Consider the following 13967-nt stretch of genomic DNA (forward strand, 5'->3'; position numbering starts at 1 on the left):
GATCCTCGGTCATGCCCGAATAATCGGCGGTCATTTTCACGAGCGAGTAATTCGTTCCGGGGCGGACGCGACGGACGCGACGGACGGGACGGACGCGACGGGCTTCAGCGGCGGGCGGTGATGTGGGTGGGGAGGGAGGCGAAGCCTCGGTCGTTGGACGAGCGGACGCGGCGGGCGCGGTCGATGTCGATCTCGAAGTCGGCGATGGCGGCGGTGAGCTCGGTGAGCGCGATGCGGGCCTCCAGGCGGCCGAGGTTCGCGCCGAGGCAGTGGTGACGCCCGCTGCCGAACGCGAGGGATTGACCGTCCTCCAGCCCCCGCCCACCGCCATTCAATGGACGAGCTCCGCTCGACGCCCTTGTTTGGCGGTCGAGGTCGAAGCGGGACGGGTCGTCGAACACGTCCGGGTCGCGGTTGGCGGCGCCGACGAGCAGCAGGACGCGGGCGTCCGCGGGGATCGTCACGCCGTGCAGGCGGACCGGGGATCGACCCGACGAAGGCGCACCCGTCTCGCCGCTACAACTACTGGCTGGGCGGCAAGGACAATTTCGCCGTCGACCGGGAGTCGGCGGAGGTGGTCGCGTCCGCATTCCCGACCGTCGCGCTGTCCGCCCGCGAGAACCGCGCCTTCCTGCGGCGCGTGGTGACCTATCTGGCCGGCGAGGTGGGCATTCACCAATTCCTCGACATCGGCACCGGGCTGCCGTCGGCGGGCAATGTGCACGAGGTCGCGCAGGCGATCGAGCCGACGTCCAGGATCGTCTATGTCGACAACGACCCCGTGGTGCTCGTCCACGCGCGGGCGCTGCTCACCAGCGAGCCCGCGGGCCGGACGGCCTACATCCAGGCCGACCTGCGCGAGCCGGAGAAGATTCTGGTCGACCCGGATCTCGCGTCCACGCTGGACCTGTCCCGTCCCGTGGCGTTGATGGTGGTCGCGACCATGCACTTCGTCACCGACGACCATGACCCGTACGGCATCGTCCGGCGCCTGCTCGCCGCGCTGCCCTCGGGCAGTCACCTGGTCATGACGCACGCGACCAACGACCATCTGACGGCCGAGCAGTACGCCGAGAGCGTGGCGGCGAACGAGCGCAGCGGCGTCCCGTTCCGGCTGCGCAGCCGCGACGAGTTCGCCCGGTTCTTCGACGGCCTGGAACTGCTGCCCCCGGGCGTCGCGTCGGTCGTCGAATGGCGTCCGGAGGGGAACGAGGCGGACCGTCCCTCGGTGGAGGACGTCTCCATGCTCTGCGCCGTCGCCCGCGTCCCCTGATCCACGCGCGGCGCGTCTGGCCTCACTTTCGCGCGTCGTTGACCGCTTGGACGAGTTCCTCGATGTCGGCGGGCGTCGTGCGGTGGCTGATGACGCAGGCGCGGAGGGCGGCGCGTCCGTCCAGCCGGACGGGGCTGATCCACGCCCGCCCGCTGCCGACGACCCGCTGGGCGAGCGCGTCGTGGTGCTCCCACGTCCCGTCGCCGGGGTCGGTGAAGCACACGACGGGGAGCGGGGTGTCGTTGACGATCGTCCAGCCGGTGGCGGCGAGGCGGTCGCGGAGGTCGTCGGCGAGGTCGGCGTCGTGGTCGAGCTGCTCGGCGTATCCGGCGCGGCCCGCGACGGCCAGGCTGAGGAACAGCTTCAGGCCCATGAACCTTCGCGACCACTGGTGGCTGGACGTGTACGGGTCGACGGTGTCCGGGACGTCGTCCGGCATGTAGGACGTGGTGACCCGGAACGCCTCCGCGAGCCCCTCGGCGTCCGTGGACAGCAGCGCGCCCGCCCCCATCGGGACGCTCAGCCACTTGTGCGCGTCAAGCGTGATCGAGTCGGCGCGCTCGATGCCCGCGAGCGCCGGGCGCAGCCGGTCGGAGAGCGCGGCCGCCCCGCCGTAGGCGGCGTCGACGTGGAAGCGGAGCCCGAGGTCCGCGCAGAGGTCGGCCAGCTCGGGCAGCGGATCGATCACTCCGGCGCCCGTTGTCCCGGCGGTGCCGACGACGAGGAACGGCAGGTCGCCGTCCGCCTGGTCGGCGGCTATCTGGTGGGCCAGCCGCTCGACGTCCAGCCGCAGGTCAGGGCCGGTGGGGACGAGCTTGACGGCGTCCCGCCCAAGCCCCGTCGCGTGCGCGATCTTCAGCCAGGCCAGGTGGCTCTCCGCCGACGCGTACATCACGGGACGGCCGGGCAGCGCCCGCAGCCCTTCCGCGCCGTACCGGGGCCAGGTCCTGGTGAGCGCCAGCAGCACGCCCGTCAGGTTGGCCTCCGCGCCGCCGCTGGTGAACGACCCGGCGACCTTCCCGGGCGGGTAGCCAAGCCGTCCGCCCAGGAAGCGCAGCAGATGCGCCTCGATCTCGGCGGCGGCCGGGGCATGCGACCACCCCGCGAGCTGCGGGTTGAACGCCGCCGCCAGCGTCTCCCCGACGACGCCCAGCAACGTCGGGGTCGGGTTGAACAGGCCGAAATAGCGCGGATGCGTCGTGTGGACGGTCGCCGCGCGAAGCAGCTCCGCGACGTCTTCGATCACATCGTCGGGTCGCTCCGGACGGCCGAAGTCGTACGCGCCGATCGCCGCCCGCAACCGCCGGACGTCGACGGGCGCGCTCACGTCCCGTCCGGCGATCTCCGCGCGCTCGCTCTCCAGCAGGTCGATGACGTGCCGCCACAGCCGTTCGGCGACCGGCGGGGCGGGGTCGAAGGAGGCCCGCCCGGCAGGGAACTGATCCATGCCCTCGACCTTCGCGCCCGCGCCGCCCGAACCCAAGTGGCAGAAGCGACCACCATCGCTAAAATAGTGACATGCACAAACTCGCCGTCGCCGTGACCGAAGGCGTGCCGATCTTCGAGCTGGCCATCCCGTGCGAGGTGTTCGGGTACGAACGGCCTGGCCTCACCGACCGCTGGTACGACTTCCGCCTCTGCGCCCCCGCCGGGACGCGCACGACCGCCGGATTCGCCGCGGACGCTCAGCACGGGCTCGACGCCCTCGCCGACGCGGACACCGTCGTCATCCCCGCGTGCGCGAACATCCTGGACGACCAGCCGTCCGACCTGGTCGAGGCCGTCCGCGCCGCGCACGGCAACGGCGCCCGCATCGTGTCGCTGTGCACGGGCGCGTTCGTCCTCGCCGCCGCCGGGCTCCTCGACGGCCGTCCGGCGACCACCCACTGGATGCACGCCGACCAGCTCGCCCGCCGCTACCCGGACGTCAAGGTGGACGCGTCCGTCCTCTACATCGACGACGGCGACATCCTGACCAGCGCCGGGACCGCCGCCGGGCTCGACCTGTGCCTGCACGTCGTCCGCGCCGACCACGGCGCCGCCGTCGCGAGCGCCCTCGCCAAGCGGCTGGTCATGCCCGCGCACCGTCCCGGCGGCCAGGCCCAGTACATCGACGCGGGCGTCGCCGTCCCTGCCACGGACGAGCTGGGCCCCCTCCTCGACTGGGCGCGCCGCCGCCTCCACGAACCCCTGACGGTCACCGCCCTCGCCCGCCACGCCAACGTCACCACCCGCACCCTGATCCGCCGCTTCCACGCCGTGACCGGCACGACCCCGATGGCCTGGCTGCGCGGCATCCGCATCGACCACGCCCGCGAGCTGCTGGAGACGACGTCTCTCCCCGTCGACCAGATCGCCGAACGCTCCGGCCTCGGCAGCCCGGCCAACCTCCGCCACCACTTCGTCCGCGTCGTCGGCGTCCCCCCGACCGCGTACCGCCGCACGTTCTCCGGGGCGGCGCGCTAACCCCGTCGAGTCGTCCACACCGGATCGATGCGGCCCAGCCAGGCGTCCTGCTCGTCGGCCAGCGCCCTCTCCAGCGGCAGCGGCACGAACCGGCACGCGAACATGAGGCCCGCGTCGCCTCCCTCCCCGCGCACGGTGTGGCTCCACGCATCGACGGTGTACGGCGGCACCCGAAGATGGAAGAACGTGGTTCGCCGCGGATGCCGCGTCTGAGGATGCGGTTTGTCCTCCACCATGACCTGCCTGACCACGGTGGCGGTGCGCAGACCGGTCTCCTCCTCGACCTCCCGGAGAACGGCCGCCTCCAGCCCCTCGCCCGACCGGACGCCCCCCGCGGGAATCTGAGTCCCCGCCTCCGGCATGCCCACATGGTCGAACACCAGCAGCTCAGGGACAGGACGATCCCTGATCACATAGGCGGCGACACGCTTGCGAGGCTGGATCACGGACACATCGTCCGCCAAGGTGACGCCCGCCGCACGTCCCGCCCGGACGAAAGCCGCACGTAGGAGCGCCGACGGTGAAGCCGAAAGGGCAGCTGTTTACGTGGTGTTAGGCATATGCCGCTTTGAGGTTGATTCCGGGCAAGCTGCCGGGCCTTTGATGATCACGCCGTAACTATTTTGCCTGATCAGAGAGGCTCTCCATGCGTCCCAAACCCGTCCCGGCCCTGGTAGCGGTCGTGACCGTGCTGGCCGTGAACCTGCCCGTCGCGGCGATGGCCCGGACCGCACCGGCCGCTGAGGCCGCTCCCGGATCCTTCTTCGGGGACAGGCTTCCGCTGAGCGCCCGGCCGGTGACCACCACGGTGGCGCGCGGAGTGACGCTGACCTCGATGTCGCTCGGCGCCAAGGACGCCGACGACTACTGGACCGTCCACGTGTACCTGCCGGCCACGATCGACGGACCGCTGAACAAGGCCGCCACGGCGCTGGGCTCGGAGGAGATCGCCCGCCGGGTGGCGGGCGCGGTGCGGGACAAGGGGTTCGAGCCGAGGCTGGAGCAGGTCTCCACACCCGGGTTCGCCGACCGTCCCGCCGGCCCCCTCGGGTGGACGGTCCGCGTCGGCCGGTACGCCACCGACGCCGAGGCGTCGGCCGCGCTCTCCGCGATCAGGACGGCGGGGTTCGCGGGCGGCACGCGCTACACCGCCCAGGACGGCGCCGACCGGCGTGCGCCCCAGAAGGTGCATGTGGTCCGCGTCGACTTCCGCCAGTTCCGCGGCACGGTCGGCACCGAGTTCGGCCCGGCCCTGAACGGCACCGAGAAGCTGACCGACCTGGCCGCCGCGACCGGCGCTGTGGCGGGGATCAACGCGCAGTGGTTCTACAACAGCGCGCCCGCCGGCCTGTACGTCAAGGACGGCAGGCTGATCGGCGGAGCCACCCAGGGCCGCGGCGCCATCAAGATCACCCGCGGCGGACGCTCGGTGGACGTCGACGGCTACACCGCCCACGTAACTCTCCGCGCGGGCCGGACCACCGTCGAGCTCGACGGCGTCAACCGGCTGCCGGGCGAGATCTGGAACTGCGGCGGCGTGGGCGGCGACCAGCCGACCGAGAAGCCGCAGCACGACCTGAAGTGCACCGACGACAGCGAACTCGTGCTGTTCACCCCCGAATGGGGCGTCCCGCCCACCGGCGCGGGCGCCGAGGCCGTCCTGGACGCCCAGGGCAGGGTGACGGCGGTGAACACCTCGCGCGGCGCGGCCGTCCCCGCCGGGGGTTCGACCGTCCAGGCCACCGGCCAGAGCGCCGCCTGGCTGCTCGACCACGTCAGGCCAGGCGACCGGCTACGGGTCAGCGAGCGCGTCGAGGACAGCCGAGGCCGCCGCGTGCCCCTCACACACGGCACAACGATCCTCCAGGTCGGCCCCACCCTGGTCAGGAACGGCAGGGTGTCGGTGAACGCCAAGGCCGACGGGCTGATTCGCGAGGGCAGCGACCAGACCTTCACCTACAACTGGGCCGTCCGCGCCAACCCCCGCTCGATGATCGGCATGGACTCACATGGACGCCTCATGCTCGTGGTCGTCGACGGCCGCAAGGACGGCTACAGCGAAGGTCTCGGAATCGCCCAGACCGGCGAGCTCATGAAGCTGCTCGGCGCCAAAGAGGCGATGAACCTCGACGGCGGCGGCTCCAGCGTCATGGTCACCCGCGACGGCGGCATCGTGAACCGCCCGTCCGACGCGACGGGCCAGCGCTCCCTCGGCAACGTCGTCCTCGTCCGCCCCTGACTCCAGACGCACCGAAGACGCCCTCTCAACGGGCGAAAACGCCCGCCGTGCGGCCCCCTGGGGGCAGGGGCCGCACGGCGGGACGGCCGAGAACGCACACCCGACCGCCGCGCGAGAACCGCGGACGTCCCCGCGCACTCCTCAAAACGAGCCGCCCCGTCCTACCGGAGTGCCCGCAGGTGCCAATCGACCATCCCCCGGTGGCCCCCTACCACGCCAATGCACGACGTCGCCCGGGGCTCAGGGGGCGGGGTGGTGTGGCGGGTTATCAGGGTGGCGAGGGTGGTGGGGGACTCTAGTTCGATCACGTGGCCCAGGTCTGGTAGGAGGACGAGTTCCGAGCCGGGGAGGGCGCGGGAGATCGGCTGGGCGTGGACGGTGGGTGGCGCGACCGTGTCGGCGGTGCCGCAGACCACCATCGTGCGGGCTTGGATGTGGGGTGTGCAGGTGAAGATGTCGCCGCTCGCCAGTGCGTGCGCGGCCTGCATGTAGGCGGTGGGGTCGAGGGCGCGCGTTGCTTCCTGGGCCGCGTGCAGCGGGCCTGGGGCGTCGCCCGCGATCAGCTGTGGTGCTCTGGTCTCGGCCATCTTTTCGGGGCCGAGTGCGATCAGGTCGGCGCGGGCGTCCAGTTCGGCCTGGCGGGTCTGGGGCGTCCGGCCGGAACCGGTGGTCGGTGCGGTCAGTAGGAGTGAGGTGACTCGGTCGGGGTGGGTGGTGGCGATCGTGGCGGCTATCAGTGCGCCTAGTGAGCTGCCCACCAGGTGCCAGCGGGGGAGGCTTAGGCGGTCTAGGAAGGTGACCAGGGTGGTGGCGTAGTCGGTGACCGTTGGACGGGTGGTGGGCAGTGGTGCTGAGCCGCCGTAGCCGGGCAGGTTTGGGGCGATGCCCTGGTGGGTGGGGGGCAGGAGGTCGAGGACGTCGCGGAACGCGTCCGCGTTGGAGCCGATGCCGTGCAGGCACACCACGGCCGGGGCTCCCGGAGGGCCCGTCCGGACGTACGTGAGCGGCTCGTCGCTCACGTGTGCAGGCTTTCGCGTAGGAAGCCGATGACGTTGACCGAGGAATTGGCGATGTGGGAGTACATGGCGGCGTAGGCCGCCTGGGCGTCTTCCTGGAGAATGGCGGCCAGAAGCGCGCCGTGCTCGGCGTAGGAGTTCTTCATCCGGTCGTTGGTGATGTAGAACTGCGGCACCCGGAACGGCGCCGTGCGGTGCCGGAGTCCCCGGACGATCTCGTACAGCGCGTGGTTGCGGCTGCCCTGGTAGATCGCGTTGTGGATCTGCTCGTTCAGCCTCGCGTAGCCTTCGTGGTCGCCGGTGGTGACGTACCGCTCCGACTCCTCGTGGAGCAGTTCCAGCCGCCGCCGCTCGATCACCGTCAGCCGTACCGCGCACAGCCGGGCGCACAGCGCCTCGATCTCGGCGAACGCCTCGAAGAGCTCTTCCAGCTGCTCGGAGTCGATCTCGGCGACCCAGGTGCCCCGGTTGGGCCGGATCTCGACCAGCCCGGTGCCGCTGAGCTCGCGCAACGCGTCGCGCACCGGCGTGCGGGACACGTTGAACTGGTCGGCGAGCTGCAGTTCCTCCAGCCGCTGCCCAGGCCTGAGCCGGCCGGAGACGATGTCCTCGGCGATCCGCTGCCGGATTTCCTCCGACCTAGTGCCAGCGATGTGGACCATCCTCCATATCGATGTCGAATTCCCGGCTACAGAAGCGCGCAGGCTTCGTCGAACGGCAGCCGGGGAAGCCTCGGGAACTGCGCGGCGCGATCGGCGAAGCCGAGGTTGCACAGGAAGTTGACCCGCGTCTTCCGGTCGGGGAAGAATTCCCTTTCGATCAGTTCCGGGTCGAAACCCGACATTGGCCCGCAGTCAAGACCCAGCGCCCGGGCGGCAATGATCATATACGCTCCCTGGAGGCTGGAGTTCCGGAATGCGACCTCCCGCCGGACGTCCTTCCGCTCGTCCCCGGCGTGCCGGGCGACGATATCGGGCCGTCCGGGGAAGAGGTCGGGCGCCCGGAGATGGAAGTCCTCGGCCCAGCCGACGATCACCGTGACAGGCGCCTCCCTCGTGCGTTCCACGTTCCCCGGATCGAGCGCGCGAAGCAACCGTTCCTTGGCCTCGCGTCCGCGGACAAAGGTGAATCGGGCAGGACAGAGATTGCTTGCGGTCGGGCCGAATTTCACCAGGTCGTACAGTTCGCGCAGCAGGTGGTCGGGGACGGGACGGCCGGTGAACCGGTTCGCCGTCCTGGCGCCGGTGAACAGGCGCTCCAGCACGTGATCCGCGAGGGCGACCGGGGCGTTCATCACCTTCGCCATTCACGCCCCGCTTATCGCCGGGACGGCGGCGCGCTCGAATTCCCTGATCTCTTCCACCACGGCGTTGAGCCGTGCTCGGCGCTCGGGCGGCAGTGGGGAGATGGGGGCGCGTGCGGGACCCGGGTCCAGGCCCACCGCCGCCATCGCCTCCTTGATGACCACCGGGAACGAGCCCAGGCGCCAGGCCCGGCGCAGCGGTGCCAGCGCGTCGTTGATCCGGCGTGCGGTGGCCAGGTCGTCCGCGCGGACGGCGTCGTACATCCGGCACATGAGCCGGGGGAACACGTTCGCCGCCGGTGAGATCGCGCCCGCCGCGCCGTGCGCGAGCAGCGCCATGGTGATGGTGTCGCGGCCGGAGAACAGCGTGCAGCCCGCCTCGGTGAGCAGGTACTCCACGCCCTGGGAGAGGTCGCCGCTGCTGTCCTTGACGCCGATCACGTTGCCGGCCCCGGCGCAGCGCGCGTAGACGTCGGGGGTCGCGTTGACGCCGGTGCGCGGCGGGTTGTTGTAGAGCAGCACGGGCAGCGCGGTGGCGGCGGCGACCGTCCGGAAGTGCTCGGCCAGCTCGCGGTCGGACGGCGCCAGGAAGTACGGCGTGATCACCATCGCCACGTCGACGCCGATGGACTCGGCCGCCCGGGTCAGCGCGATCGACTCCCGCGTGGAGACCGTCCCGGTGCCGGCGTACACCGGGACCCGCCCGGCGACCGTCTCAACGGCGATCTCCATCAGCCGCAGCCGCTCGGCCGCGTCGAGGACGTAGAACTCGCCCTGGCTGCCGGCCACGGACACGCCGTGCACACCCGCCGCGACGTAGCCCTCCACCAGGTCGCGGAAACGGCGCTCGTCGAGCCCGCCGCCGGCGTCGAAGGTGGTGGGCGTGGCGGTGACCACGCCGTGGAACTGCTCATGCCTCTTGTGCTTCAACGTCGTTCCTCCTGCACGGCTACGTGACGCCCATCAGGCGGCTCAGCCGCTGAGCGGTCTCGGTGAACTCGGGTAGCGCCCGGGTGGTCGCCGGGTCCCGGGGCCGGGGGATGTCCACCCGGATGTCCTCGACCACGGCCCCGGGACGCTGGGACATCACGATGATCCGGTCGGCCAGGAACACCGCCTCGGCGATGCTGTGCGTGACCAGCAACACGGTCTGCCGCAGTTCCTGCCAGATCTTCAGCAGCTCGACGTTGAGCCGGTCGCGGGTCAGCGCGTCCAGGGCGCCGAACGGCTCGTCCAGCAGCAGGATCTCCGGCCGGCACACCAGCGCCTGGCCCAGCGCGGCCCGCTGGCGCATGCCGCCCGACAGCTCGTGCGGGTGCTTGCGGGCGAACCCGGACAGGCCGAGCATCTCCAGCATGGACGGCACCCGGCGGGCGACCTCCGCCTTGGGGATCCCGGCGAGCCGCGCGCCGAGACCGACGTTGGCCTCGATGGTCCGCCACGGGAGCAGGTTGTGCGTCTGGAAGACGACGCCGAGGTCGGGCGGGGTGCCGTCGACCGGACGGCCCTGCACCTCCACCCGTCCGCCCGCGTCGGCGTCCATCAGCCCGGCGACGATCCTGAGCAGCGTGCTCTTGCCGCAGCCGCTGGGCCCCACGATCGCCACGAACTCCCCGGCCGGCACGGTGAGGTCGATCGGGTCGAGGGCGCGCACGTCCTCGCGGCGGCCCCGGAAGGTCTTGGCCGCTCCCGCCAGCCGGACGGCGGCCGCCGCCCCGGCCGCCACCCCGGCCTCCGCCCCGGCCGTGGCTGGCGCGCCGGCACCGGCCGAGGCCGGCGTCCCCGGCGCGGGGGACGCCGCCGGCTCCATGACCCGCCGTCCGGACCGGGTCATTTGGCCGCTCCCACCCAGCCGTTCTCGGAGATGTCGAAGATCACGCCGTCCGGGTCGCGGTACTTGGCCTCGTAGTAGAGGGAGTCCTTGGCCAGCGGGAGGTCCATGAAGAACCGTCCGCCGTTGGCCTCGATCCGCTTTCCCTGCTCGTCGAGGTCGTCGCACCAGAACCCGAAGTGGTGAACGCCGACGTACTCCTTGCCGCGTTCCAACCCGGCGGCCTCGTCGGTCTTGTAGTTCAGCAGCGCCAGGCAGACCGTGCCGTCGGTCAGGTAGACGCCCGACGCGATCGGCGACTCGGTCTCGCCGGCGACCTCCATCTCGAACGTCTCGCGGTAGAACTTCGAGGCGGTCTCCAGGTCGTTGACCGCGATGGCGATGTGCCGCAGCTTGGCCACGGGGATCAGCTCCAATCGGATTTCAGGCGGCCGCTCGGCCCCGCCACCACACGAGGCGGCCGAGCAGCTCGATGACGCCGTACAGGACGAAGGACAGGCCGGTGACGAGCAGCAGGGACGCGAACACCAGGTCGGTGCGGTTGCTGGAGGCGGCCGACTGGATGAGCATGCCCAGCCCCTCGTCCGCGCCGACGAACTCGCCGACGATCGCCCCGATCACCGCCAGCGGCATCGCGACCTTGCAGCCGTCGATCACCGCGGGCAGCGCGTACGGCACGCGCAACTGGGCGAACGTCGCCCACCGGGACGCGCGCAACGCCCGGAAGTGCTCCTCCAGATGGGCCGGGGTGCCCGCCAGCCCGCCGAGCGTGGCGATGGCCACCGGGAACAGCGCGAACAGGAAGGCCATCAGCACCTTCGAGCCCAGCCCGTACCCGAACCAGATGACGAACAGCGGCGCCAGCGCCACCTTGGGCAGCCCCTGGAGGGCGACCAGCAGCGGGTACAGCGTGCGCCGCAGGAGGCTCGACCCGTAGATCAGCACCGCCAGCAGGAGCCCACCGGCGGCCGCGAGCAGGAAGCCGAGCAGCACCTCCCGGGACGTGATCCACAGGAAGTCGGTCAGGCTCGACCGGGCCGTCCAGCCCGCCGACAGGACGTCGCTGAAGGCAGGCATCAGGTAGGGCTTGACGCCCAGCGCGCCGGGCAGGAACTCCCAAGCGGCCAGGATGACGGCCACCAGCAGCACCGGTTCCGCCAGCCTGAGCGCCCGGCGGGTCATGGGCGGCCCTCCGCCTTCTCCTCGTAGAGGGCCGGCGCCGGGACGCGGAAGCGCTCGAAACGCCATTGGTCGTACGCCTCGACGGTGTCGTCCCACACCTGCGCTTGGTGGGGGTGCTCGTCGTCGACCTTCACCATGTCGGCGTAGAACTCGACGTAGTTGCCGTCGGGGTCGAGGAAGACCAGGAAGAGGTTCTCGCCCGGCCCGTGCTTGCCGATGCCGCGGACGATCTCCACGTCCCGCTCGGCGAGGAAGTCGGCGGCGGCCTCCAGCTCCGCAAGCCCGCCTACCTCGTAGGAGAAGTGCTCCAGCCCGGCGCGCTCGCCGACCCGGCGCGGCGGCCGCGCGGCCTCCTCGGGCGGAAGCTGGGCGAGGCCGAGGTCGTGGTGGTCGGGTCCGCAGCGCAGGAACACCATCTGGTCGGCGATCCAGTCGGACACGGTGAGCCCGACGATCTCGGTGTAGAACTCGACGGACTTGTGGATGTCGCGCACCTGGAGCACCAGGTGGCCGAGCTTCGTGGGACGTGCGGCCGGCATCGCGGTCACCTTCCTCGCTGAGGGTCTATTTGAGGTGGTCGTTGGTGTAGACGTCGGACGGGGAGATCTCCCGCTTCACCTGGAAGGCGCGCCGGATGGTCTCGACGGTCGACTTCATCCGGGCCGCGTCGAACCAGCCGGGGCCCTGGGACGCGGTGCGCGGGTCGTTGATCAGCTTGTTCATGTCGGTGGCCTGCTGGGTCAGGACCTTCGGGTCGAGCTGCGGGTTCTTCGACGCGATGTACTCGGCGACCTTGTCGGGGTGCTCGCGCATGTACGCGTAGCCCTTGTAGGTGGCGCGCAGGAACGCCTTCACCACCGCCGGGTCCTGCTGGATCCGCTGGGCGGACGTGACGATGCCGTTGCCGTACATGTCGAGCTTGTGGTCGCGGTACTCGATCCACTTGATGTTCTTGCCGGCCTGCTCGGCCAGCTTCAGGACGTTGGCGCGGTTGCTCGCGGCCCAGCAGTCGTCCAGGTCGGTCTTGCCCTGGATGAACGAGGTGTCGACCACGGCCGGGTCCATCTTGAGCAGCTTGACGTGGTCGCGGGGAAGGCCGTTGGCCTCCAGCCACACCGGCAGCAGGCTCTGGATCGGGGACGTGGCGCCGCCGCCGAGCACCAGGCCTCTGAGGTCCTTAAGGGTGTTGATCTGGTGCTTGCCGGCGTCGTAGCACAGCCCGCCCGGCCACACGGTGTTGAGCGCGCCGACCATGACGGCCTTCCCGCCGGACGCCCGGTTGAGGATGACGCTGACCGGGTCGCCGTAGCCGAAGTCCCACTTGCCCTGGTCGATCTCGTTGACCGTGCGGGTGCCCCCGTACCCGCGCACGGCCTCGACCTTGAGCCCCTCGGCCTCGTAGAAGCCCTGGTCGATCGCCGCGAAGACGCCGCCCGTGCTGCCCTGCGGGAAGTACGCCAGATTGAAGGTGATCTTGCGGAGCGGTTTGCCGGACTCCGCGGCGCCGTTCGAGCCGCACCCGGCCAGCGTCGCGATCAGCGCGGCGATCAGCGGCACCGCGATCGCGATGCGGCGCGGGCCGGCCGGCCGCCGGTCTGCTCTGTTCATGGGGACCCCCACACAGGAATGGACGAAGGAAGAAAGCACCACCCCCCGATGACCGGTCAGCGGACCGGGTTCTCCAGGACCCCGATGGATTCGATCTCGGCGCGCATCACGTCGCCGCTCCTGAGGTAGACACCGCGTCCCATGCCCACGCCGTCGGGGGTGCCGGTGGCGATGAGGTCGCCCGGCCGCAGCGTGAGGATCCCGGACAGGTAGGCGATCTGCTCCGCGATGGTGAAGATCATTTCGCTGGCCTTGGCGTCCTGCATGACCTCGCCGTTGACCGCGAGCCGCAGGCCCAGCGACTGCGGGTCCGGCATGCACCCGGCGGGCACCAGCCAGGGGCCGAGCGGCGCGAAGGTGTCGAAGCACTTGCCGCGGAACCAGTCGAACTTGAACGGGAAGTCGTCCCGCAGGTTGAGGTCGCGGGCGGAGACGTCGTTGATGATCGTGTACGCCACGACGTGGTCGAGGGCGTCGTCGACGGTGATGTGCCGGCCGCCCGTCCCGATCACGGCGGCGAGCTCGACCTCCCAGTCGACCTGCTCGGACGAGTCCGGCAGCTCGACGGCCTCGCCCGGGCCGATGACGCTGGAGTCGGCCTTCATGAACACGTACGGCCGGCTGTCGGCCTTCGCCGCCAGCACCGTGCCCATCTCGTCGGCGTGGTCGACGTAGTTGGAGGTCGCGGCGAAGATCCGGGCCGGCCGGTAGGGCGCGGCGAGCCGGTCCGCGCCTTCGGGGATCTCGGTCAGCGCCTCCGGCCGGGCGTGGGCGGCGGCGGCCAGGGAGCGGAGGGCGCCGAGGGTCCGCGGCCAGTCGTCCAGCAGGTCGGCCACGGACCCGGTCAGGGCGGCGTCGGCGTGCCCGAGGGCGTCCCGCGTCCCCGCCAGGTCGTAGACCCGGCCGTGGTCGAGGACCAGTGCCGGACGGACCTCCCCGGCGTTCCCCGTACGGTACGAGGCGAGCGCGAACCAGTCCACATCTGCTTCATTTTGTGTGCTCATAGCTCGATATGTATACATGTGGTCACGTGAGCGTGCAATAGCTCA

General features: G+C 71.0%; 16 protein-coding genes. 3 read left to right on the forward strand and 13 right to left on the reverse strand.

What is annotated here, in order from left to right:
• Positions 1 to 104: 104 nt before the first annotated feature.
• Positions 105 to 464, reverse strand: a complete 360-nt coding sequence (locus ACH34T_RS33755; RefSeq protein ID WP_396025015.1) for a cytochrome P450 — start codon at positions 462 to 464, stop codon at positions 105 to 107.
• Between the two features lie 20 nt (positions 465 to 484).
• Here ACH34T_RS33755 and ACH34T_RS33760 point away from each other — a divergent pair, with 20 nt between their 5' ends.
• The gene (locus ACH34T_RS33760) at positions 485 to 1273 is read left to right on the forward strand and encodes an SAM-dependent methyltransferase (RefSeq protein ID WP_396025137.1); all 789 of its coding nucleotides are present in this window, start codon (positions 485 to 487) and stop codon (positions 1271 to 1273) included.
• Positions 1274 to 1295: 22 nt separating this feature from the next.
• Here the strand turns inward: ACH34T_RS33760 and ACH34T_RS33765 are convergent, their stop codons facing one another.
• Positions 1296 to 2720: a pyridoxal phosphate-dependent decarboxylase family protein gene (locus tag ACH34T_RS33765; RefSeq protein ID WP_396025016.1), complete on the reverse strand. Its 1425-nt coding sequence runs from the start codon at positions 2718 to 2720 to the stop codon at positions 1296 to 1298.
• A 71-nt stretch (positions 2721 to 2791) separates the two neighbouring features.
• Here ACH34T_RS33765 and ACH34T_RS33770 point away from each other — a divergent pair, with 71 nt between their 5' ends.
• A complete protein-coding gene (locus ACH34T_RS33770; protein ID WP_396025017.1) occupies positions 2792 to 3739 on the forward strand; it encodes a GlxA family transcriptional regulator in 948 nt (315 codons plus the stop codon).
• Here the strand turns inward: ACH34T_RS33770 and ACH34T_RS33775 are convergent.
• Positions 3736 to 4185: an NUDIX domain-containing protein gene (locus tag ACH34T_RS33775; RefSeq protein ID WP_396025018.1), complete on the reverse strand. Its 450-nt coding sequence runs from the start codon at positions 4183 to 4185 to the stop codon at positions 3736 to 3738. The two genes, ACH34T_RS33770 and ACH34T_RS33775, sit on opposite strands and share 4 nt — an antisense overlap.
• A 200-nt stretch (positions 4186 to 4385) precedes the next feature.
• Between ACH34T_RS33775 and ACH34T_RS33780 the strand changes: the two genes are divergently transcribed.
• Positions 4386 to 5978 carry a phosphodiester glycosidase family protein gene (locus ACH34T_RS33780; RefSeq protein WP_396025019.1) on the forward strand — a complete coding sequence of 531 codons (1593 nt, stop codon included), beginning with the start codon at positions 4386 to 4388 and terminating at the stop codon, positions 5976 to 5978.
• Between the two features lie 161 nt (positions 5979 to 6139).
• On the opposite strand, the gene ACH34T_RS33785 is transcribed toward ACH34T_RS33780, so the two are convergent.
• Genes ACH34T_RS33785 through ACH34T_RS33830 form a run of 10 tightly spaced genes read right to left on the reverse strand, consistent with a single transcriptional unit; the run spans position 6140 to position 13922 of the window.
• Complete coding sequence (locus ACH34T_RS33785; protein ID WP_396025020.1) at positions 6140 to 6997, reverse strand: alpha/beta fold hydrolase; 858 nt, start codon at positions 6995 to 6997, stop codon at positions 6140 to 6142.
• Entirely contained in the window at positions 6994 to 7656 is a 663-nt protein-coding gene (locus ACH34T_RS33790; RefSeq protein WP_396025021.1) for a GntR family transcriptional regulator, read from the reverse strand. The genes ACH34T_RS33785 and ACH34T_RS33790 overlap by 4 nt, the downstream gene beginning before the upstream one ends.
• A gap of 26 nt (positions 7657 to 7682) precedes the next feature.
• A complete protein-coding gene (locus tag ACH34T_RS33795) occupies positions 7683 to 8300 on the reverse strand; it encodes a malonic semialdehyde reductase (protein WP_396025022.1) in 618 nt (205 codons plus the stop codon).
• Entirely contained in the window at positions 8301 to 9227 is a 927-nt protein-coding gene (dapA, locus tag ACH34T_RS33800; RefSeq protein ID WP_396025023.1) for a 4-hydroxy-tetrahydrodipicolinate synthase, read from the reverse strand.
• A 19-nt stretch (positions 9228 to 9246) separates the two neighbouring features.
• Positions 9247 to 10131: an ABC transporter ATP-binding protein gene (locus ACH34T_RS33805; RefSeq protein ID WP_396025024.1), complete on the reverse strand. Its 885-nt coding sequence runs from the start codon at positions 10129 to 10131 to the stop codon at positions 9247 to 9249.
• Positions 10128 to 10529 (reverse strand): VOC family protein, encoded by a 402-nt coding sequence (locus ACH34T_RS33810; RefSeq protein ID WP_396025025.1) that lies wholly within the window; start codon positions 10527 to 10529, stop codon positions 10128 to 10130. The genes ACH34T_RS33805 and ACH34T_RS33810 overlap by 4 nt, the downstream gene beginning before the upstream one ends.
• 22 nt (positions 10530 to 10551) lie before the next feature.
• On the reverse strand, positions 10552 to 11310 hold the full coding sequence (locus ACH34T_RS33815) for an ABC transporter permease (RefSeq protein WP_396025026.1): 759 nt from the start codon (positions 11308 to 11310) through the stop codon (positions 10552 to 10554).
• Positions 11307 to 11849, reverse strand: a complete 543-nt coding sequence (locus ACH34T_RS33820) for a VOC family protein (protein WP_396025027.1) — start codon at positions 11847 to 11849, stop codon at positions 11307 to 11309. The genes ACH34T_RS33815 and ACH34T_RS33820 overlap by 4 nt, the downstream gene beginning before the upstream one ends.
• A gap of 25 nt (positions 11850 to 11874) precedes the next feature.
• Positions 11875 to 12918, reverse strand: coding sequence for an ABC transporter substrate-binding protein (locus tag ACH34T_RS33825; RefSeq protein WP_396025028.1), 1044 nt, complete (start codon positions 12916 to 12918; stop codon positions 11875 to 11877).
• A gap of 56 nt (positions 12919 to 12974) precedes the next feature.
• Entirely contained in the window at positions 12975 to 13922 is a 948-nt protein-coding gene (locus ACH34T_RS33830) for a fumarylacetoacetate hydrolase family protein (protein WP_396025029.1), read from the reverse strand.
• Positions 13923 to 13967: the final 45 nt, after the last annotated feature.

The organism is Actinomadura sp. 9N215 (assembly GCF_044326345.1).
In the GTDB taxonomy this organism is placed as follows: Bacteria; Actinomycetota; Actinomycetes; order Streptosporangiales; family Streptosporangiaceae; genus Spirillospora.